Annotated in this window: 17 protein-coding genes and 5 tRNA genes; 19 read left to right on the top strand and 3 right to left on the bottom strand. The window is 60.0% G+C overall.

Going from position 1 to position 21,957, the window contains the following annotated elements; genetic code table 11:
- Positions 1-2: 2 nt before the first annotated feature.
- From ispE to DWY51_RS00110, 8 genes are all read left to right on the top strand, one after another.
- A complete protein-coding gene (ispE, locus tag DWY51_RS00070) occupies positions 3-899 on the top strand; it encodes a 4-(cytidine 5'-diphospho)-2-C-methyl-D-erythritol kinase (RefSeq protein ID WP_117769310.1) in 897 nt (298 codons plus the stop codon).
- Between the two features lie 49 nt (positions 900-948).
- Positions 949-1,025, top strand: a tRNA-Pro gene (locus tag DWY51_RS00075).
- 112 nt (positions 1,026-1,137) lie between these two features.
- The gene (gene tatA, locus DWY51_RS00080; protein ID WP_158556872.1) at positions 1,138-1,413 is read left to right on the top strand and encodes a twin-arginine translocase TatA/TatE family subunit; all 276 of its coding nucleotides are present in this window, start codon (positions 1,138-1,140) and stop codon (positions 1,411-1,413) included.
- A gap of 106 nt (positions 1,414-1,519) precedes the next feature.
- On the top strand, positions 1,520-1,990 hold the full coding sequence (gene greA / locus DWY51_RS00090; protein ID WP_117655963.1) for a transcription elongation factor GreA: 471 nt from the start codon (positions 1,520-1,522) through the stop codon (positions 1,988-1,990).
- A 78-nt stretch (positions 1,991-2,068) separates the two neighbouring features.
- A complete protein-coding gene (lysS, locus tag DWY51_RS00095) occupies positions 2,069-4,033 on the top strand; it encodes a lysine--tRNA ligase (RefSeq protein WP_117769311.1) in 1,965 nt (654 codons plus the stop codon).
- 365 nt (positions 4,034-4,398) lie between these two features.
- Positions 4,399-5,967 carry a threonine/serine exporter ThrE family protein gene (locus tag DWY51_RS00100; RefSeq protein WP_233504572.1) on the top strand — a complete coding sequence of 523 codons (1,569 nt, stop codon included), beginning with the start codon at positions 4,399-4,401 and terminating at the stop codon, positions 5,965-5,967.
- A gap of 299 nt (positions 5,968-6,266) precedes the next feature.
- Positions 6,267-8,909, top strand: coding sequence for an ATP-dependent Clp protease ATP-binding subunit (locus DWY51_RS00105; RefSeq protein WP_117769315.1), 2,643 nt, complete (start codon positions 6,267-6,269; stop codon positions 8,907-8,909).
- Between the two features lie 325 nt (positions 8,910-9,234).
- Complete coding sequence (locus tag DWY51_RS00110) at positions 9,235-10,692, top strand: aminoacyl-histidine dipeptidase (RefSeq protein WP_117769316.1); 1,458 nt, start codon at positions 9,235-9,237, stop codon at positions 10,690-10,692.
- A gap of 125 nt (positions 10,693-10,817) precedes the next feature.
- Here the strand turns inward: DWY51_RS00110 and DWY51_RS00115 are convergent, their stop codons facing one another.
- The 3 genes from DWY51_RS00115 to DWY51_RS00125 form a co-directional block, all read right to left on the bottom strand.
- On the bottom strand, positions 10,818-12,122 hold the full coding sequence (locus DWY51_RS00115) for a type II toxin-antitoxin system HipA family toxin (protein ID WP_117769318.1): 1,305 nt from the start codon (positions 12,120-12,122) through the stop codon (positions 10,818-10,820).
- On the bottom strand, positions 12,123-12,554 hold the full coding sequence (locus DWY51_RS00120; protein ID WP_158556873.1) for a helix-turn-helix domain-containing protein: 432 nt from the start codon (positions 12,552-12,554) through the stop codon (positions 12,123-12,125).
- Positions 12,555-12,682: 128 nt separating this feature from the next.
- Positions 12,683-13,261, bottom strand: a complete 579-nt coding sequence (locus DWY51_RS00125; RefSeq protein ID WP_117769322.1) for a manganese efflux pump MntP family protein — start codon at positions 13,259-13,261, stop codon at positions 12,683-12,685.
- A gap of 376 nt (positions 13,262-13,637) precedes the next feature.
- On the opposite strand from DWY51_RS00125, the gene disA reads away from it, so the two are divergent.
- From disA to tuf, 11 genes are all read left to right on the top strand, one after another.
- On the top strand, positions 13,638-14,678 hold the full coding sequence (disA, locus tag DWY51_RS00130) for a DNA integrity scanning diadenylate cyclase DisA (protein ID WP_369831362.1): 1,041 nt from the start codon (positions 13,638-13,640) through the stop codon (positions 14,676-14,678).
- Entirely contained in the window at positions 14,678-15,406 is a 729-nt protein-coding gene (gene ispD / locus DWY51_RS00135) for a 2-C-methyl-D-erythritol 4-phosphate cytidylyltransferase (protein WP_117769324.1), read from the top strand. The genes disA and ispD overlap by 1 nt, the downstream gene beginning before the upstream one ends.
- A complete protein-coding gene (gene ispF, locus DWY51_RS00140) occupies positions 15,396-15,890 on the top strand; it encodes a 2-C-methyl-D-erythritol 2,4-cyclodiphosphate synthase (RefSeq protein WP_006234975.1) in 495 nt (164 codons plus the stop codon). Before ispD ends, ispF begins: the two co-directional genes overlap by 11 nt.
- Before the next feature lie 3 nt (positions 15,891-15,893).
- Positions 15,894-17,360 (top strand): cysteine--tRNA ligase, encoded by a 1,467-nt coding sequence (gene cysS / locus DWY51_RS00145; protein ID WP_117646056.1) that lies wholly within the window; start codon positions 15,894-15,896, stop codon positions 17,358-17,360.
- A gap of 145 nt (positions 17,361-17,505) precedes the next feature.
- Complete coding sequence (gene rlmB / locus DWY51_RS00150) at positions 17,506-18,426, top strand: 23S rRNA (guanosine(2251)-2'-O)-methyltransferase RlmB (protein WP_117646057.1); 921 nt, start codon at positions 17,506-17,508, stop codon at positions 18,424-18,426.
- A 3-nt stretch (positions 18,427-18,429) separates the two neighbouring features.
- Positions 18,430-19,107, top strand: a complete 678-nt coding sequence (locus DWY51_RS00155) for an NYN domain-containing protein (protein WP_117769326.1) — start codon at positions 18,430-18,432, stop codon at positions 19,105-19,107.
- A gap of 223 nt (positions 19,108-19,330) precedes the next feature.
- Positions 19,331-19,405 (top strand) — tRNA-Thr (locus DWY51_RS00160).
- Between the two features lie 793 nt (positions 19,406-20,198).
- A tRNA-Tyr gene (locus tag DWY51_RS00165) sits at positions 20,199-20,280 on the top strand.
- 10 nt (positions 20,281-20,290) lie between these two features.
- Positions 20,291-20,366 (top strand) — tRNA-Thr (locus tag DWY51_RS00170).
- 3 nt (positions 20,367-20,369) lie between these two features.
- Positions 20,370-20,446 (top strand) — tRNA-Met (locus DWY51_RS00175).
- Positions 20,447-20,542: 96 nt separating this feature from the next.
- Positions 20,543-21,733: an elongation factor Tu gene (tuf, locus tag DWY51_RS00180; RefSeq protein ID WP_089572520.1), complete on the top strand. Its 1,191-nt coding sequence runs from the start codon at positions 20,543-20,545 to the stop codon at positions 21,731-21,733.
- Positions 21,734-21,957 lie beyond the last annotated feature (224 nt).

The following is a 21,957-nucleotide window of genomic DNA, read 5'->3' on the forward strand; positions in this document are numbered from 1 at the left end:
CGGTGACCGATTGGTCCCTGACCCTTTCTGCGCCGGCAAAGATCAACCTCTACCTGGGGGTTCATACCGAGCGTGACGACCGCGGCTACCACAAGGTCGATTCCCTGATGGCAGCCGTCGGTCTTGCCGATATCGTGACGGTCGCCCCGGCGCAGGAGCTGACCGTCCAGACGGTTCCGGCATCCGACTTTCCCATGCAAAAGAATACGGCGTATCGTGCGGCGGCCGCTATGGCCGAGCGTTATGGTCGGGAGGCCAACGTTTGCGTGACGATCGAGAAGCACATTCCGCTGTGTGCTGGTCTGGGCGGTCCCTCGACGGACGCCGCGGCGGTCATTGTCGCCTTAGCGGAGCTCTGGGGCGTCGATCGCAGCGATCCTGCGCTGGATGACATCGCGCGCGGCATTGGCGCCGATGTGCCGTTCTTTTTACACGCGAGCCCCGCATTCTATGTGGGCGGGGGAGACGTGCTGGCAACCGAGTATCCCGCGCTGCCCGCAACGCCCGTTGTGCTGGTCAAGCCGCGCGAGGCGAGCGTTTCAACAATTGAAGCCTATCGACGTTTTGATGAGAACCCGGTACCGGCAGACAAGCCCGGCGCGATCGCTTCGGCCCTGCGTGCTGGGGATGCCGAGACGGCATATACGCTCATCCACAACAATTTGGGCGTCATTTCCGCGCAAATGGAGCCTCAAATCCAAACGGTTCTCGACTGGTTGCGTGCGCAGGACGGCACTATTGCCGTGGATGTGTGCGGGTCGGGTGCTTGCTCGTTTGCCATTTGCGACACCGCAGCCACGGCATCCAATCTCGCGGCATCCGCTCGGCAAAATGGCTGGTGGGCCTGCGCAACGGAGCTGATTTCCAACGCGGTTCGCATCGAAGTGCCAAAGAAGTAAAAAATTTTCTAGCACATGGCGGAAATCTTTGTTACTATAGTCGAGCTAACGGGTTGTGGCTCAGTTTGGTAGAGCACTGCGTTCGGGACGCAGGGGTCGCTGGTTCAAATCCAGTCAACCCGACCAGAGCATGAGGAGGGACCGCTTCTTGCGGTCCCTTTTTTTAGCTATTGTTGTGATACCGCGACACCCGCGGTATACTCATTCGAGCTTGTCTCGCTGTATTGTGGAGGTCTACATGTTTGGACTGAGGGCTCCTGAGCTCATCATTATTCTCGTTGTTGTCCTGATTATCTTCGGGCCCAAGAACCTGCCGAAGCTCGGCAAGTCCCTCGGCTCTACCGTCAAGAATATCCGCGAGGGTATGGAGGGCGACGATAAGGGCGAAACCAAGCAGGCCGAGGAGGTCGTGGTCGAGCAGTCCGAGGAGGACAAGGAGATCGCTGAGCTCGAGGCCAAGCTCGCTGCTGCCAAGAAGAAGCAGGCAGAGGACAGCGACGCGGACGCAGAGTAGTCCCATCCCTTTGGGGTGAGCACCTGACCGGCTTGCCCGCAGGCTAGCCGGTCTTTTTCGTTTTGTTGACAGTTGATCGTTACATCATAGTTGGGGAGATATCCGTATGGACGCAAGCCAGATCGTACTGACCGCTGAGGGCCGCCAGAAGCTCGTCGAGGAGCTCGCTTGGCGTGAGGGCGATTACGCCAAGGAGATCGTCGAGGACATCAAGGAAGCCCGCGCGTTCGGCGACCTTTCGGAGAACTCCGAGTACGACGCCGCCAAGGACAAGCAGGCCCAGAATGCTGCTCGCATTGCCGAGATTCAGGCCATCCTCGCCAACGCTCAGGTTGCTGCCACCACGGGCGATCTGACCGTCTCCATCGGTTCCACCGTTTCTCTGATCGATCCCAACGGTGAGGTCATGGAAGTCACGCTCGTCGGTACCACCGAGACCAACTCGCTCGAGCACAAGATTTCCAACGAGTCTCCGGTCGGCCACGCCATCATTGGTCACGGCGAGGGCGACTCCGTCGAGGTCGTTACGCCTTCCGGCAAGACCCGCATCTACACCATCGCCAAGATCGCACGCTAGACCACGGTCCCGCGTAAAGGTATGTTTTCGCTCCCTGGGACCGAATCCTGGGGAGCGTTTTAGTTTGAGGAGCTAACTATGGCAGAGAACCAGAACGCCGCCGAGCAGGCATCGACGCTCAACGACGAGCGCGCCACGCGCCTGGCCAAGCGCGCCGCCCTGTTCGAGGCGGGCCAGAACCCCTATCCCGAGCACTCCGAGATTGAGGACTACGTCGTCGACATCGAGACTAAGTACGCCGAGCTCACCGATGGCGAGGACACCGAGGACGTCGTGAAGATCGGCGGCCGTGTGGTCGCCAAGCGCGGTCAGGGCAAGATCATGTTCATTGTCGTGCGCGACGCGACCGGCGAGATCCAGCTGTTCTGCCGCATCAACGATATGGACGAGGCCGCCTGGAATACGCTCAAGGCCCTCGACCTTGGCGATATCCTTGGCGTGACCGGCGTGGTCGTGCGCACCAAGCGTGGCCAGCTTTCCGTTGCCCCCAAGAGCGCGACGCTGCTGTCCAAGGCCGTTCGCCCGCTGCCCGAGAAGTTTCACGGTCTCTCCGACAAGGAGACCCGCTATCGTCAGCGCTATGTCGACCTGATCGCCAACGACGACGTTCGCGAGACCTTCCGCAAGCGCTCGCAGATCCTCTCCACGTTCCGCCGCTTTATGGAGTCCGATGGCTACATGGAGGTCGAGACCCCTATCCTGCAGACCATCCAGGGCGGAGCTACTGCCAAGCCGTTCATCACGCACTTCAACGCGCTCGATCAGGAGTGCTACCTGCGTATTGCCACCGAGCTGCACCTCAAGCGCTGCATCGTCGGCGGCTTTGAGCGCGTTTTCGAGATCGGCCGCATCTTCCGCAACGAGGGTATGGACCTCACCCACAACCCCGAGTTCACCACGATGGAGGCTTACCGCGCCTTCTCCGATCTCGAGGGCATGAAGGCGCTCGCCCAGGGTGTCATTAAGGCCGCTAACAAGGCTATCGGCAATCCCGAGGTTATTGAGTACCAGGGCCAGACCATCGACCTTTCCGGTGAGTGGGCAAGCCGTTCCATGACCGATATCGTCTCTGACGTGATTGGTAAGCAGGTCACCATCGACACGCCGGTTGAGGAGCTTGCTGCCGCCGCGCGCGAGAAGGGCCTGGAGATCAAGCCCGAGTGGACCGCCGGCAAGATCATCGCCGAGATCTATGACGAGCTGGGCGAGGACACCATCGTCAACCCCACCTTCGTGTGCGATTACCCCATCGAGGTTAGCCCGCTTGCCAAGCGCTTTGAGGATGACCCGCGCCTGACCCATCGCTTTGAGCTGGTCATCGCCGGCCACGAGTACGCGAACGCGTTCTCCGAACTCAACGACCCGGTCGACCAGGCCGAGCGCTTCGCCGCCCAGATGGCCGAGAAGGCCGGCGGCGACGATGAGGCCATGGAGTACGACGAGGATTACGTGCGCGCCCTCGAGTACGGTATGCCTCCCGCGGGCGGCATCGGCATCGGTATCGACCGCGTGGTCATGCTGCTCACTAACCAGGCTTCCATTCGCGACGTGCTGCTGTTCCCGCACATGAAGCCCGAGAAGGGTTTCCAGTCCGGTGCCGCTGCTGCCAAGGCCGCCGAGGCCGGCAACGCCGCGAGCCCCTTCGTCAAGCCGCTTAAGCCCACGGTTGATTATTCCAAGATTGCCGTTGAGCCGCTGTTTGAGGAGTTCGTCGACTTTGATACCTTCTCCAAGAGCGACTTCCGCGCCGTGAAGGTCAAGGCATGCGAGGCCGTCAAGAAGTCCAAGAAGCTGCTGAACTTTACGCTCGATGACGGCACCGGCACCGACCGCACCATCCTCTCCGGCATTCACGATTATTACGAGCCCGAGGACCTGGTCGGCAAGACCCTACTCGCCATCACCAACCTGCCTCCGCGCAAGATGATGGGCATCCCCAGCTGTGGCATGCTCATCAGTGCCATCCACGAGGAGGAGGGCGAGGAGCGTCTCAACCTGATCCAGCTCGACGATTCCATCCCTGCCGGCGCAAAGATGTACTAGGGGGTTACGCGGGTTTACCAACCCGCGTAACCAGTTGACGCTGCGCGCCGCCCAGGGCGACAATTTGTCATTCAAAAGGCAAGGCATGACCAGAAGGTCTATGCCTTGCCTTTTTCATGCCAACTTGTTCGCCCTGGACGTCGCTCGCTGTCCGTCCTCTATCTGCGGTGTTGCCCTGGTTGGCACTTAGGGACGTTCCTTTTCTGCCGGCACTTGGGGACAGTCCTTGTCAAGCTATTGGTGCAAGGGAGACGACTGCCCAACGGATATTGCGCACATGGCTCGCGTGACAGTCGTCTCTTTTATGTTTCCTTTAGCCGTTGCTGTCTAGGATGGGGGTTAGTCGGCAGGAAGGGAGCGTCTATATGGACGACGCGAGCGAGCGTGCAATCGAAGAGGACATGCTCGATCAGTTCAACTACTTTGATGATGAGGACGAGGAATTGATCGACCGTCGCGAGCCGGCGGCGCTCGATACTTTCGACCTTATTGATGAAGAGCCCGACGAGGACGAGGTCGGATCAGCGGAGCCCCCACAGTCTTCGCGCCTTGACTCGCTGCTTTCGAGAGCCCCCATGCACCACGGTGTTCGTGCCGGCGCACTCCATATGAAAACAGACTGGCACCAGATCGTGACGGCAGGCGATGAGCTTGCCGTCGATGCGCCGCTCACCGATAAGTCATCCATCATCTGCCGCACCGGTATGCTTATGCTCGCGAGCGGAACGGGTGCCTGGCGTGTACGCGATACCATGAATCGCGTTGCCGCCGTACTCGGTGTCACCGTCCACGTTGACTTAAGTCTTCTGTCGTTTGAGTGCACCTGCATCGAAGATGGCCACTGCTTTAACGAGGTTGTCAGCCTGCCCACAACGGGAGTCAATACCCATCGCATTTGGATGATGGAGAGCTTCCTAAAGGAAATCGAGACGTATGGGCGCCGGTTTACCGTGCACGAATACCACGAGATGCTCAAGACCGTTGAGAGTTCAAAACCCGATTACTCTCCCTGGCAACAGGGCCTTGCGGCAGCTTGTGCTTGCGGCGCCTTCGTCTTTTTGCTCGGCGGCGGCCCTATCGAGATGGCCTGCGCATTCGTAGGCGCTGGTGTTGGCAACTTTGCTCGCTCTCATATTCTCAAGCAGGGTCTTGGCCAGTTTAGCGCGCTGACGATTGGCGTTGCGCTCGCTTGCGTTTCGTATCTGCTGGCATTGCTCGGCCTTGGCCAGGTCGTACCGGGGGCAATGTCGCACCAAGAAGGCTATATCGGCGCCATGCTCTTTGTGATTCCCGGCTTTCCCCTCATTACGGCAGGCCTCGACATCGCTAAGCTCGATATGCGAAGCGGCATTGAGCGTCTTTCGTATGCCGTGTCGATTATTGTGATGGCGACCCTTGTGGGCTGGATGGTTGCCGAGTGTGTGGGGCTGGCACCGGATGATTTTGCCCCGCTCGGCCTTTCGCCGCTTGCCCTTACGCTCCTGCGCGTGGTGATGAGCTTCGTTGGCGTATTCGGCTTCTCGGTGATGTTCAACAGCCCGGTAAAGATGGCCGCGGCAGCTGGGCTGATCGGCGCCGTGTCCAATACCTTGCGTCTTACGCTCGTCGATGCGCCGGCGCTGTTTCCCTTCCTGGGCCTGAGCGTAGGTATGCCTCCCGAGGCGGCAGCGTTTATTGGCGCGCTGGTATCGGGGCTGCTCGCGAGCTTAGCCGAAATCAAGCTCACCTACCCACGTATCGCCCTCACGGTGCCATCGATTGTCATTATGGTGCCGGGCTTGTATCTGTATCGCTCGATGTATTACATGTGCACCTTCGACACGGTCAATATGCTCGGCTGGTTTGTGCGTGCAGTGCTCATCGTGGCGTTTTTGCCCGTTGGCCTGGGTGTGGCGCGTACGCTCACCGACCCTCGCTGGCGCCACACCAGCTAATTGGTGCAAATGAAACTGATCCGCAAAACATGAACGTGGATAATCTCCCGTTTTTGGCCTGTTTACGGGCTCAAAACGGGAGATTATCCACGCTCGTGGAATGGGTGTCCGAAAATCCACGCTCGTTGGGCCGATGCAGACGCACCTGGCAATTCCTTTTTTGTAGACGTTGTCGTATGGCTGCATGCGGAAAAGGCCCCAGCGGTTAACATATACTCCATATGGGTAAAGAGACCAAAGCGCCGCCACGAGTGGCGCTTTGCGTTTGAAAAAAACTAGCTCGTCTAAGAGGAACTAGCATGTTAGACCGTTTTACCGATCGCGCGCGCAAGGTCATGTCCATGGCCAAGCAGGAGGCGCTCGATCTTCATTCAAATAAGGTGGGTACCGAGCATCTGTTGCTCGCGCTCGCCAAGGAGGACGAGGGCATTGCCGCTGAGGCGCTGCGCTCGCTCGATATCTCCTACGACGACATCATGGATACCCTCAAAGAGGTCCAGACCACGGTTCCCGAGCCCAGCGAGGAGACCGAGGCTGCCAAGCTTGCCTTTACGCCGCTCGTCATTAGCGTGATGGAGCGCTCCTTCCGCGTGGCGCGTGAGAACAACCAGACCTACGTGTCGACCGAGCACTTGCTGATCGGCATCGTCGAAGAGGGCAACGGCATGGCCATGGACATCCTCATGCGCCTGGGTGTGTCGTCCGCCTCCATCAAAAAGGCTATCGAGAAACTCACCGCCAAGGATCAGGACAAGAAGCGTCCGCTCGCCGGAGCCGGCGCCGGTCGCCCCGGTGCGGGCTTGCCGTTCTTTAGCGGCTCGGATGCCTCTCAGCAAAAGGGGGGCGGCACCGACACGCTCAAGCAGTTCGCCACCAACCTCACGCAGAAGGCGCGCGACGGCGAGCTCGATCCCGTGATTGGCCGCGAAAAGGAAGTCCAGCGCATGATGGAGATCCTTTCGCGCCGCACCAAGAACAATCCGCTTATCCTGGGCGATCCCGGCGTGGGCAAGACGGCTATCGTCGAGGGCCTGGCGCAGCAGATTGCTGCTGGCAATGTGCCCGAGAATCTTATGAACCAGAATATCTGGACGCTCGATCTGCCGGGTCTTGTCGCGGGTGCCAAGTATCGCGGTGAGTTTGAGGAGCGCCTCAAGAACGTGATCCAGGAGGCGACCGAAGCCGACGACGTCATCTTGTTTATCGACGAGATGCACACCATCATCGGTGCCGGTTCTGCCGAGGGTTCTATCGATGCGAGCTCTATGCTCAAGCCCGTGCTCGCGCGCGGTGCTTTCCAGATCATTGGTGCCACCACGGCTGAGGAGTTCCGTAAGTACCTCACTAAAGATCCGGCCTTTGAGCGCCGCTTCCAGACCATCGATGTCGAGGAGCCGAGCGTCGAGGACACGGTCAAGATCCTGACCGCGCTCAAGCCGCGCTACGAGGAGCACCACCATGTGCGCTATACGCAGGGTGCTATCGAGGCCGCCGCGAACCTTTCCAACCGCTACATCCAGGATCGCTTCCTGCCCGATAAGGCCATCGACCTCATCGACGAGGCCGGTGCCCGCGCTCGCATCGCCGCGAATCGCGCGCCCGAGCCGGTGCGCGAGGCCGAGCATCGTATAGAGGAGCTCAAGGCCGCCGCGCAGGAGGCCACCGAGAGCGATGACATGAACAAGGCCGCCGAGATCACCGAGCAGCAGAAGGCCGCCGAGATTGAACTCGCCGAAGCCAAGGCCGCCTGGACCGCCGAGCTCGACGCCAGCCCGCTCACCATCGACGTGAGTCAGATTGCCGACATCGTGTCCGTGACTTCGGGCGTGCCGGTTTCCTCGCTCACCGAGAGCGAGAGCCGTCGCCTGCTGCAGACCGAAAGCGTGCTCAAGACCCGCATTATCGGCCAGGACGAGGCCGTCGAGGCCGTCGCCAAGGCCGTGCGCCGCAGCCGCTCGCCGCTCAAGGACCCGCGTCGTCCCGGCGGCAGCTTTATCTTCCTGGGTCCCACCGGCACGGGCAAGACCGAGCTCGCCAAGACGCTCGCCGAGTATCTCTTTGGCAGCAAAGACGCGCTCATCAGCTTCGACATGTCCGAGTTCGGTAGCGAGTTCGAGGTCTCCAAGCTCATCGGTAGCCCTCCGGGCTACGTCGGTCACGACGAGGGCGGCCAGCTCACCAAGGCCGTTCGTCGCCACCCGTACTCGGTCGTGCTGTTCGACGAGATCGAGAAGGCGCACCCCGATATCTTCAACATCTTGCTGCAGGTGCTGGAGGAGGGCCGCCTGACCGATAGCCAGGGCAAGACGGTCGACTTCCGCAACACCGTGATCATCATGACGTCCAATGTGGGCGCCCGCGAGATTGCGCAGGATGCGAGCGTGGGCTTTGGCACCACCGGCGAGCAGGGTCTCACGTCGAGTGAGATCCGTGGTCGCGCGATGGGCGAGCTCAAGCGCCTGTTCCGCCCCGAGCTGCTCAACCGTATCGACGACATTGTTGTGTTCCAGAAGCTCTCGGGCGAGAATCTCACCAAGATCGCGCACCTGCTGGTGGACGACCTGCGCCAGCGTCTGATTGCCAACGGCATGAACATCAAGCTCACCGATGCGGCCTATGACAAGATCGTGGCCGAGGGCACCGACCTCACCAACGGTGCGCGTCCGCTGCGCCGTGCTATTCAAAAGCTCATCGAGGACCCGCTGTCCGAGGAACTTCTGGCCGGCGAGTGGGGCGAGGGCGATACCGTCCTGTGCGACGTGGCCGATGGCAAGTTTGTCTTTAGCCACGGCACGGGCGAGATTCCGGCGCCGCGTCCGGCAGGTACGCTCGGTGGCGATACCACCCCGGCGGCACCGCACACTGGCAGCGCCGCGCCCGTGAGCGGCGGCGTGACCTCGGGCCCCGGCGGCATGATGCAAACCGGTTCCGGCGCGCTGTAGGGCGTAACAAAACCTTGTGTCCACGAGGGCGTTCCAAAGGAGCGCCCTTTTTCTGTTGGAAAGCCCCCTTCGTTCAAAGTAGATCTCATTAAACATATCAATGGCGTATGCATAAACGTTGATCAAGCGTTGAGGTTGGTTGAAGGGTCCAACGTCCCTTCGGCGCGGCCCGTCTAACCTGCTTTACCTTAATAAAGTGGCGTCTCCCCACCGTTAGCCGATGATGCAAGGGCGCTCGGCGTTTTCGACTGGTTTATGCACGCAAAGTCTGGGAATATACAAGGCGCATGTCTTACTGTCTAACCAGTTGCGCCAAGGAGGCACCATGGATTACAAGATCACCGGCTACGAGCCCGCCCAGCTGTTCCATTTCTTTGAGGAGGTCAGCGCGATCCCCCGTGGGTCTGGCAACGAGAAGGGCATCAGCGATTTCCTGGTTGCGTTTGCCAAGGAGCGCGGCCTCGATGTGTACCAGGACGAGGTCTACAACGTCATCATTCGCAAGCCCGCTTCTGCCGGCGCCGAGAATGCCCCGACTGTGATGCTGCAGGGCCACATCGATATGGTGTGCGACAAGTTGGGCTCTGTTGAGCACGACTTTACGACCGACGGTATCGACCTGGTCGTGAAGGACGGCGTCCTCACCGCTAACGGCACCACCCTGGGCGCCGACAACGGTATTGCTGTCGCTCTGATGCTTACTGTGCTCAACGACGATTCGATTGCTCACCCCGCCCTCGAGTGCGTATTCACCACCGATGAGGAGACTGGCCTGGTCGGCGCCGAGACGCTCGACAAGTCCCAGATTAACGCCCGCACCATGATTAACCTTGACTCCGAGGAAGAGGGCGTTGCCACCGTCAGCTGCGCCGGCGGCGTCGTTGTTACCTACACCTGCCCCATCGTGCGCGAGCACAAGACCGGCAGCACCCTCACGCTCGACATCTCCGGCCTACTGGGTGGTCATTCCGGCAACGATATCAACCTGGAGCGCGGCAACGGCAACCTCATCATGGCCCGCATCATCGACCGCCTGATGGTCGCCGGCGAGCCCGCCATCGTTAGCTTTAACGGCGGCACTAAGGATAACGCCATCAACCGTGAGTGCAAGGCCGAGCTGGTTTACGCCGACCACGCTGCCGCCGAGGCCGCGGCCCAGATCGCAAAGGACATCATCGCCGACGTCACTGCCGAGCTCGAGGTCTTCGACCCCGGTTTTACCTGCACCGTCGAGATTGCCGACGACGCCGAGGTCGAGGCCATGGATCAGAAGTCCGCGCTTGCCCTCATCCGCGCCCTGCGTCTTGCCCCTAATGGCGTGATTCGCCGCAACGTCGCCACCGACGGCTCCGTCGAGGTTTCCTCCAACATCGGCGTGGTCGCCACTTCCGACGACCAGGTCAAGATCATGCTGTCCCCGCGCTCCTCGATTACCTCGCTGCAGAACGAGTTCAAGGACCGCCTGCAGACGCTGGCCGATGTCTTGGGCTTCGACGCCAAGTTCGAGTTCGAGTATCCCGGCTGGAGCTATGCCGAGCATTCGCCGGTCCGCGACGTTTTTGTCGAGAGCTATCGCGAGCTCTTTGGCTCCGAGCTGCGCATCGAGTCCATTCACGCTGGCCTTGAGTGCGGCCTGTTTGCTGAGGCCCTGCACGGCCTGGACGCCATCGCCGTGGGCCCGACGCTCTCCGATGTCCACACCCCGGACGAGAGCATGGAGCTCGCTTCTGCCGAGCGCTTCTACGAGCTGCTCATCGACGTCCTCAAGCGCCTTGCCGCGTAAGGGTCGCGCTAGCAGCAGTTCGAGCCACGTGCTAGCGGATTGCAAATGACATTACGAGAGGGGGCATCCGAACTTTTGCGACGGGTGCCCCCCTCTTCTTTTAAGAAATGTGGATTGATTGGCGCCTAGCCCATATCCGCCTTGATGAGGTCGAGGGTGCGCTGGCAGTTTTCGCGGACGGGGCCGAGCATATGCTCGCGCAGGTCCGCCATGCCGGGCAGGTCGGCGTATTCGTCCATGATCTCTTCCATACAAATGGGCACCTCGTAGGCGAGGTCCATCATGGTCGCAAAGCAAAACTTCTCGGATAGCCCGGCATCGGTGAGCGCCGCCTCCAGCGCGGGGTCGCCCATACCGTGGTATCGGCGGATAGCGCCTGGACCGATGCGCCCCACTCGATTTTCGCCGCCAACGCTCATGGCAAGGCGCGCCCGGCGGCGCATACGTTCGTACGCCAAGCCCGATGCGACATCGTACATGGGTGCGAGCGCTGCGTTTGTGCCTTTGCCTAGGATGAGCGAGTAGTTTTTAGCGTGTGCGTCAGGCGCTCCGATAATGGCGTTATAGAACAACATATAGGTAAAAAGCACAAGATTCATGTGGTGGGGGACTGTGTTAATCAGTCGTTCTTGGATGTCTCGTGTGGTTGGTCCTCCGTCGGCGGTGTATTTCTGGCTTGGCAATACACCGAGCGCCTGGCAAAAGTCCTCCTGATGCAGCCTTTCGATATTTCCGCTGCTATTGACCATTCTGTCGTACCGTTCAACGACGAGCGCGGCTTCGTCTTCAAATGTGCAATAGGAGACGTTGGCAGTTGGAATGCCAACACGCCGAGCCGTTTTCATGCAGACGAATTCGTTTAAGGCCTGATGTTTGAACCCAACGACACCATTTTTGAAGATATGGGTAGTGGGGGATGACCCTAGACATTCGCACCATTGGCCATCATGCCAAACTAGTGCAAATTTGCCTTGGTTGCCGCCCAGGGACCAGCTTTCGTTGGAGCCCATCCATGTCTCTCTTTCGTCATCGCGAATTGCTTTGAGCTTGTGAGCGATTTGAGAATTGGTAAGCGGGCGGTATGCCGAGACCCTGCCGCGGGCGGCGCCTAATTGATCGGTTCGACAAAACTGAACGGCCCCTGCGCAGTCAAGACCGATATGGCACAAGAGGGCGACGGGGTTGTTGGATGCAACGTCATACTCGGCGGCAATAGCGCGACGCTGCTCTTGGCTGTCGGGCAAAAGGCCAAATAGGAACGGGCGGACGATGTTATGGCCATACGTGCGATTGGAAAGCGGCATTGTAAGCGATAGTGGTGCTCCGCGATAGGTTGGGGCGTATACAAAGCTGCAGAGTCCATGCTCGTCTTGCCGGAGAGTGCCTGCGATTTCGCCACAAATGAGGGTCGCAAGCTCCATCTCTGCCATTTATTTCACAACCTTACAGCCAAAGGAGAGGTCTGAAGTGTCGGAAAGGCCTTGCTCGGCTGCGATTTGGGCCAGCAAGGCACCATAGGAAGATGGCGTTCCCTGTCGAGCGGGTCGTCTGCCTACGCTTGGCTTTGGCAGGGCATTCGAGTTCGCGATAGGGAGGTCCGCTTTCGTCGTCGGATGTTCGGAGGGCGATGCGATGGAGTCGTTATCGCTTTGCGCAAAGAGACCTATGCCGAGTGCGTTAAAGACGGACAGCAACTTGTCGAGTCGAATGCCGGTGGCGTCTCCTAGCTCGAGCGATGCGAGCAGGCGCTCCGAAACACTGGCCGTTTTGGCGAGGGCGGCACGGGTGAGACCCTGAGCCTCGCGTGCCTGGCGCACGTAGATGCCAGCTTGGCGCGGTGTGGTGATGGGAAGGGTATTCACGGCGATCTCCTAACGTGCAGACTTTTGCATATCAGTATGACATGCAAAAGTCTGCACGAAAAGGCCTCATGCAAAACTTTGCATGAGGCCTTATACTGGCGTTGAGTTTTGAGCGATTGTGTTTGGCGTTACAGCGCCAAAATCCCCAGATGCTCAAGCAAGATCTTAAGTCCGATGAGGATGAGCACGATGCCGCCCACGATGGTGGCAGGTTTTTCGTAGCGCGCGCCAAAGGTGTGGCCGATCGCTACGCCGGCGACGGAGAAGATAAACGTTGTGACGCCGATAAGCGATACGGCGGGAACGATGTCGACCGAAAGCGCGGCGAACGAGATGCCCACGGCCAGGGCGTCGATTGAGGTGGCGATGGCGAGGATCAGGTACTCGCTCAGTTCAATCTTTTCGGCATTCTTGCCGTCGCCTTCATCCTCGTCCTCGGTAAAAGCCTCCCACAGCATTTTGCCGCCGATGAAGGCCAAAAGGATAAAGGCAATCCAATGGTCGATGGGGCCGATGATGCCTATAAACTGGCTGCCAAGCGCCCATCCGATCACGGGCATGCCGGCCTGGAAGCCGCCAAAGAACAGGCCGAGCACTACGGCGACCTTAAGGTTGATCTTCTTCATGCCAAGGCCCTTGCAGATGGATACGGCAAAGGCGTCCATCGAAAGGCCAATGGCGAGCAGCACGAGCTCTACGAGTCCCATGGTTTGGCTCCCTCCTTGCGGGCGAACCCGCGTGTACTTCTGACAGGGGAGCAACAAAAAAGACCCGTGGCGTACGCGCTGCGCGTACAACCACGAGTCTCGTTCATTAAGGCAAGCCAGGCCGCATCGGCCAGTATGTTGACTTGCCGCGCCACCGGAGGCGAACCCGGTCACGCGACTACTCCCTCATTCATGTGAATCCCGATGCTACCACATGAACAGCTCATTTGGGTTGAGGCTCTCAGCGGTGTTCGCTCATTCTGTAAGCATCGGATTTCGCGAGCGCCGCGGGGACAAACCGTGAGAAACTATTTAGCGTTTATGGAGCGTATGCGATGGGAGCGATGCCTTGGATAAGAACGAGCTGCAAAAGCGTATGGAACAGGCCATCCGCCTGACGGCACCTGGTCAGCCGATCCGCACCGCCCTCGACATGATCATCGCCGGTCACCTGGGTGCCCTTATCTGCGTCGGCGACACCGAAAACGTGCTCGCTGCCGGTAACGACGGCTTCCCACTCAACATTTCGTTCACCTCGAACCGCCTGTTCGAGCTCTCCAAGATGGACGGTGCCATCGTTATCGACGGCGACCTCACCCAGATCCTGCGCGCCAACTTCCACCTCAATCCCGATCCCTCGCTTGCCACGAGCGAGACGGGCATGCGTCACCGCACTGCCGCTCGCATGTCGGTGCTCACCGATGCCATCGTGATCTCGGTCTCGGCCCGTCGTGCCGTCGTCAACGTGTACGTTCACGGCAAGAGCTATGAGATCCAGCCCGTCACCACCATCATGAGCTCGGTCAACCAGCTCGTCGCCACGCTTCAGACCACCCGTCAGTCGCTCGACCGCTCCCTGCTGCGTCTGACGGCCCTCGAGCTCGATGACTACGTTACGCTCGCCGATATCACCGGGATTTTCTCGAGCTTCGAGATCATGCAGCAGGCAAAGACTGAGCTTAAGGATTGCATTGTCAAGCTGGGCAACCAGGGCAAGCTCGTGCAGATGCAGCTCGAGCAGCTCGCCGGCTCCAGCATGGATACCGAGTACGACCTGATGATTCGCGACTATGCGAGTGATTCCTCCGAGGCCAATGCCGAAAAGATCCGCGCCAACCTGAGCCGTATGACGCCTAAGGACCTGTCCGACCCACAGCATGTGGCGGCGGTTCTGGGTTACGACGACCTGGACGAGGACTCCGTCATGACGCCGCTGGGCCTGCGCACGCTTTCGCGCGTGTCTGTTGTGCGCGACGGCGTGGCCGAGAAGATCGTCGACGAGTACGGCTCGCTGCAGGAGCTCATGGATGACATCAGCGAGGATCCGGAGCGCCTGGGCGACTTTGGCGTCAACAACCCTGCCATTCTTGCGGACTCCCTGTACCGCATGAAGGGCACCAAACAGGGGAACGCATAATGGCGCCCGTATGCGCCGTGGTCGTTGCCGGCGGCAGCGGCCAGCGCTTTGGAAATCCCGGCGGCAAGCAGCTCGTTAACGTGGCGGGCCGTCCGCTCATGAGCTGGTCCATCCGCGCGTTCGATCGTAGCAACAAGGTCGGCCACATCGTGGTGGTGTGCCCTGCCGAGCGCCGTGCCGAGATGCGCCGCCTGGCCATCGACCCGTTTGACTATGACACGCCCATCAGTTTTGCCGATGCCGGCGATACTCGTCAGGATTCCACCCGCGCCGGCGTGCACGCGGTGCCGGCGGGCTTTGAGTACGTCGCCATCCACGACGGCGCCCGTCCGCTCATCACGACCGAGGCCATCGATCATGCGATCGACGTGCTTGTGGGCGACCGCGCCCTCGACGGTGTCGTGTGCGGTCAGCCCGCGATCGACACGCTCAAGATCGTCGACGGCGATAATATCGTCGAGACGCCGCCGCGTGAGCTCTATTGGGCCGCGCAGACGCCGCAGATCTTTAGCGTCGACGCCATGAAGCGCGCTCACGCCGCAGCCATCGCCGAGGGCTTTATCGGTACCGACGATTCATCGCTGGTTGAGCGCATGGGTGGACGCGTCCGCTGCGTCCAGAGTCCGCGCGACAACCTTAAGGTTACGGTGCCCGAGGACCTGCGTCCCGTAACCGCGATTCTGCTTGGCCGTATGGCCGAGGGAGAGGACCTTCCCCATGTTCAGTAACCTGCGCATTGGCCACGGCTACGACGTCCACCGTTTGGTGGAGGGGCGTCGATGTATCATCGGCGGGGTCGACATCCCCTACGAGCGCGGCCTGCTGGGCCACTCGGATGCCGATGTGCTTGCACACGCGCTGGCAGACGCCATTCTGGGAGCCTGCCGCGGGGGAGACATCGGCAAGCTATTCCCCGACACCGATCCCGCCTACGAGGGTGCCGATTCGATGGTGCTGCTCGCTCGCGTGATGGACTATGCGCGCGAGCTTGGCTTTGAGTTTGTCGATGCCGACTGCACCATTGCCTGCCAGCAGCCTAAGATCACCCCGCACCGCGATGCCATGCGCGCCAACCTTGCCCATGCCCTGGGCGTTGACGTCGAAAACGTGGGCGTTGCCGCCACTACGACCGAAAAGCTCGGCTGGGAAGGCCAAGGCGAGGGAATTGGCGCCTGGGCCGTCTGCCTGCTACAGAAAACCGTTAAGGAGTAACGAATGCGTATCTACAACAGCGCTACCCATAAAAAGGAAGAGTTCCAGCCCATCGAGTCCGGCAAGGTCCGCATGTACGTGTGCGGCCCCACGGTCTACGACAACATCCACATCGGCAACGCCCGCACGTTCATCAGCTTCGATGTGATTCGCCGCTGGCTCATCGCGAGCGGCTACGAGGTCACGTTCGCCCAGAACCTCACCGATGTCGATGACAAGATCATCAAGCGCGCCAACGAGCAGGGCCGAACGGCCGCCGAGGTCGCGACGGAGTTCTCCGACAAGTTCATCGGCGTCATGCGCGCCGCCAACGTGCTCGATCCCGATGTGCGCCCCCGCGCCACCAAGGAGATCGGCCCCATGATCGCTATGATCAAGACGCTTATCGAGCAGGGTCACGCTTACGCCGCCGATAACGGCGACGTGTACTTTGCCGTGCGCAGCGATCCCAACTATGGTCAGGTCTCGGGCCGCAACATCGACGACCTTATGGTTGGCGCGCGCATCGAGGAGAACGAGGACAAGAACGACCCGCTCGACTTTGCCCTGTGGAAGGCCGCCAAGCCCGGCGAGCCCAGCTGGCCGAGCCCCTGGGGCGAGGGCCGTCCCGGTTGGCACACCGAGTGCGCCGCCATGGTGCATCGCTACCTGGGCACCCCGATCGACATCCACGGCGGCGGCTCCGACCTTGCCTTCCCGCATCACGAGAACGAGTGCGCCCAGGCCACCTGCGCCTGGCACCAGGGTTTCTCCAACACCTGGATGCACACGGGCATGCTGCTGGTCGACGGCGAGAAGATGTCCAAGTCGCTCGGAAACTTCTTTACGCTGGCTGAGGTGCTCGAACAGCACTCTGCCGCGGCCCTGCGCCTGCTGATGCTGCAGACGAGCTATCGCTCGCCGCTTGACTTTTCTTGGGAGCGCCTGGAGGGTGCCGAGAACTCGCTCATGCGTATCGCCGGTACGGTCGAGAACCTGCGCTGGGCCGCGAACCATGCGACGGCCGATGCCGATGAGGCAGCATCCGAGGCGTTTGCCGCCAAGGCCGCCGAGACCCGTGCCACCTTTAAGGAGTGCATGGACGACGACTTTAACACTGCCGGTGCCATGGGTGCTGTCTTTGGCTTTGTGACCGAGTGCAACCAGTACCTGGAGCGGGCGGGCGATGCTGCCGACAAGGCCGCTGCGCTTGCTGCTGCCGATACGCTGGTCGAGCTGCTCGATACGTTTGGCGTCGAGCTCCCCGAGCCCAAGGTCGAGTTGCCGCTGGGCCTGCTGGGCGTTGCCGCCGGCCTGGTCGCCTACACGGGTGACGACGTGGACGAGGCCGCTGCCAAGATTCTCGAGGCCCGTGCCGAGGCCCGTGCCGCCAAGAACTGGGATCTGGCCGACGCCATCCGCGACCAGCTCAAGGACCTGGGCCTGACGATTGAAGATACGGCCGCGGGTACTCGTATTAAGAGTCTCTAGTATTTGTCGACCGTTCGAGGTGCGGCAGATTGCCTTGAAAGAGGGGGGGGCATAGACCTGGTGGTCATGCCCAACGATTGAAAGGCAAGGTGCCGTGGCTCGGACGGTCGATTCTTGTTCGTTATCTATTTAAGGAGGCCGTTTTATGGCCGACAATCGCAAACGTGCACCGCGTGGAGGCAAGCAGGCTGCTTCTGGCTCGCGTGCGATTCGCCGCAACGACCGCGCTGCCACTCCCAAGGGCCAGCGCGAGCGCTCCCAAGCCCAGGCTGCGCGTTCGCAGCGAGATCGCAACCGCGACAATGTTCAGGTTCCCAAGGGCGAGTTTATCGAAGGTCGTCGTGCTGCCGCCGAGGCACTGCGTACCGGCTTTCCCGTCAAGTGCGCGCTCATCGCCGAGGGCGGGGAGCGCGATGCCGCCTTGTCGCGTCTGGTCGACGACCTCAACGCCGCGGACGTCCGCATTAAGTATGTGCCGCGCACGCAGCTCGATGCGCTGTCGAGCCATGGCGCTCACCAGGGCATTGCGCTCGAGGTGGGCAATTTCCCCTATGCCGATGTCGCCGATATTCTCGATCGCGCGGGTGAAGGACCGGCGCTCGTCGTCGTGCTCGACCATGTGACCGACGATGGCAATTTTGGTGCGATCGTGCGCTCTGCCGAGGTCGTGGGCGCAGCGGGCGTCATCATTGCCAACAAGCGCGCCGCCGGTGTGACCGTGGGCAGCTACAAAACCTCCGCTGGTGCCGTCATGCACCTGCCCATCGCGCAGGTTCCCAATATCGCCCGAGCGCTTGACGACCTCAAGGCCGCCAGCTTTTGGGTGGGCGGTGCTTCCGAGCACGCCGAGGGCAGTTGCTGGGATGCTCCCTTCGAGGGCCGCGTTGCGCTCGTCATGGGCTCCGAGGGCGACGGCATCTCGCGCCTGGTGCTCGAGAAATGCGACTTTTTGACCAAGCTTCCCCAGCGCGGCATGACCGAGAGTCTCAATGTGGCCCAGGCGACCACCGCGCTGTGCTTTGAGTGGCTGCGCCGCAATGCCGGCGAGCTCATGGGGGAGGAGTAGCGCATGTCCAAGAAGAACCGCGCCAAGTCCAAGGCCAAGCGCTTTGGCGAAGGCTCGGCCAAGCCGATTGTTTCGGCCGCGACCTATGGCGTGGGCGGCAATGCGTTTGCGCAGGCCATCGCCGACCCGGTCTCGACGGTGCACTCCAATAAGCCCGAGCTGCTGGTGGTCGACGGCTACAACGTGATCCACTGCACGCCGCGCTACGAAAAGCTCGTCTACGACCATTCCGATGATCCGTATTCCAGCGACGTTCACGATATGGCGCGCACGGCACTCATCAACGATGTTGCCGCGTTTGCCCAGGGCCGCTACGAGGCCGTAATCGTGTTTGACGGCGCGGGCAATATCTCCAGCGAGCGCCCCAACCTGCCGGCCCGCGGCGTGCGCATCGAGTTTTCGCCGACGGGCGTATCGGCCGACACCGTGGTGCAGAAGCTCTGCATCGAGGCGCGCGAGGAAGGCCGCGCGTGCTCCGTGGTGTCGAGCGACGGCACGATCCAGGCCGTCGTCATGGGTAAGGGCGTTACGCGCATCTCGAGCCGTATGCTGGTGGACGAGATCAAACAGATCGACAACGACGTTCACGAGGCAGAGGAAGCTCCGCAGATCAAGATGACCCTGGGCAGCCGCCTGAGCCCCGATTCCCTGGCCAAGCTCAAGGCCCTGCGCGGGAGGTAGGGGATTATCCATAGAGACCCGTTTCCCAATTGGCCGGTCCGTTGATTTGTAATCAACGGACTGTGGGTTGCCGTCGCCAAAACGAATAGTTTTTGGTTTTGGCGAACGGATAAAACTATTCGTTCTGACGAATAGTTTTGAGATGTGGTCGGTCAAAGGGTCTGTTGCGCCTTGTCAGCAATTCCTTTATTCTTAATTGGCTTCGCGCGAAAGCGCCAAGTGTGCCAGTGTGGCGCAACGGTAGCGCAACTGATTTGTAATCAGTGGGTTGCAGGTTCGATTCCTGTCACTGGCTCCATGAGAGTTTCGGGCTCTGTCTCTATATGGGACAGGGCCCGTTTCTATTTATGTTGACATGTCAGCGGGTTTGACTCCCACCAGGCTTTAGGTTTGTCTCGATCTGTAACACGGGCGGGCTGAAGACCCTCCTTATTGTTACAGATCGAGACATTGCCAAGGGACGGACGATAACATCTCGGTCTGTAACACGAAGAGGCTGAAAACCGTTCTTACTGTTACAGATTGAGACGTAAGCTGGGGTCTCTGCGTAATATTTCGACCTGTAACAGATAGGGGAGAAAATGTTCTCTATATGTTACAGATCGAGACAAAAGCCGTGTCGAGCTCGGCTGCCCCCCCCTGAGCGTGGATTATCGGACGTACGAGCGTGGAAAATCTCCCGCTTAGTGAATGATCGTGGATAATCTGCCACTTTGGCCTTGGGGGCACGCCAATAGTGGGAGATTGTCCACGCTCGATTTCAAACGGAAGAAAATCCACGCTCGAATCTGCCACGGAAGCCCGATCTCGACCTATATATAGGTGCAAATAGGCTGTTATCGAAGTTCGATCCTGAAGGTGTACTCCACTACGCCAAAGTGTTACCTTGGGAAATGTCACCTCTGTATCCAAAACCACCGTCCTTCATATCCAAACTCAATAAAACCGCAGGTCACGGCTATATAGATACGCCCGGAACCGTGTATCTAGAGGTTTTCGTTGACAGCCCCCAAGGTTGCATCGTATTATCTTTTTCGTTCGCGGGGGCGGCGGTCCAAAAGACCAAAGGACCTGCGGATACTTGAACGATTGGGAGTTTGCCCGAGTGGTTAATGGGGACGGGCTGTAAACCCGTTGGCTTTGCCTACATAGGTTCGAATCCTATAGCTCCCACCCGTCAAGTGCCTGTATAGCTCAGTCGGTAGAGCACTTCGTTGGTAACGAAGAGGTCACCAGTTCAAGTCTGGTTGCAGGCTCCATCCGGCGGTGTAGCTCAGTTGGTTAGAGCACACGGTTCATACCCGTGGCGTCACTGGTTCGAATCCAGTCACCGCTACCATAGGTAACACGGTGGCTTCTCAATAGTATGTTGAGAGGCCACTATGGTATAAAGGCAAAGTCCCGTCCGGGGACGACCTGTTAAGAGGAGGGCTTTATGGCCAAAGAGAAGTTTGAGCGCACTAAGCCGCATGTTAACATCGGCACCATTGGTCACGTCGACCACGGCAAGACCACGCTGACCGCCGCCATCACCAAGGTTCTCTCCGAGACCGAGGGCTGCAAGGCTGACTTCACTGCGTTCGAGAACATCGACAAGGCTCCCGAGGAGCGCGAGCGCGGCATTACGATCTCCGTCTCCCACGTCGAGTACGAGACCGCTTCCCGTCACTACGCTCACGTTGACTGCCCGGGCCACGCTGACTACGTCAAGAACATGATCTCCGGCGCTGCTCAGATGGACGGCGCTATCCTGGTCATCGCTGCTACCGACGGCCCCATGGCTCAGACTCGCGAGCACATCCTGCTCGCCCGTCAGGTCGGCGTTCCCTACATCGTCGTCTTCCTGAACAAGTGCGACATGGTCGACGATGACGAGCTTATCGACCTCGTCGAGATGGAGACCCGTGAGCTCCTCTCCGAGTACGATTTCCCCGGCGACGACATCCCCGTCATCCGTGGTTCCGCTCTGGGCGCTCTCGAGGGCGACGCCAAGTGGATGGACGCTATCCGCGAGCTCATGAACGCCGTCGACGAGTACATCCCGACGCCTGCTCGTAACAACGACCTCCCGTTCCTGATGGCCGTTGAGGACGTTATGACCATCTCCGGCCGTGGTACCGTTGCTACCGGCCGTGTCGAGCGCGGTGAGCTCAAGCTCAACGAGCCCGTCGAGATCGTCGGCATCAAGGATACCCAGAACACCGTTGTTACCGGTATCGAGATGTTCCGTAAGTCCATGGACTTCTGCGAGGCTGGCGACAACGTCGGTCTGCTGCTCCGTGGCATCAAGCGTGAGGACATCGAGCGCGGCCAGGTTCTCTGCAAGCCCGGTTCGGTTACCCCGCACACCAAGTTCACCGGCGAGATCTACGTTCTGACCAAGGAGGAGGGCGGCCGTCACACCCCGTTCTTCGATGGTTATCGTCCTCAGTTCTACTTCCGTACCACCGACGTTACCGGTACGGTCAAGCTCCCCGAGGGCACCGAGATGGCTATGCCTGGTGACCACATCACCATCGAGGGCGACCTCATCCACCCGATCGCCATGGAGGAGGGCCTGCGCTTCGCTATCCGCGAGGGTGGCCACACCGTCGGTTCGGGCATCGTCTCCACGATCATTGAGTAAATTAGCTCTTTGATATAGCTGACTTAGAGAACCCGGCACTTATATGGGTGCCGGGTTCTTTTCTGCAATGGATATTGAGCCGTTGCTGGTGTCGAGAGGATCGATAATGGTCCTGGATGCACCGTCGATTAGATCTCGATGGCTTCATTGATGTGTTCCAAATATGAATGGATCCACCGAGAACCAATTGACTCGAGGTTTTCATTGACAGCACTTACGTGGAG

The sequence above is a fragment of the Collinsella sp. AF25-2LB genome (assembly GCF_003458415.1).
Classification (GTDB): domain Bacteria; phylum Actinomycetota; class Coriobacteriia; order Coriobacteriales; family Coriobacteriaceae; genus Collinsella.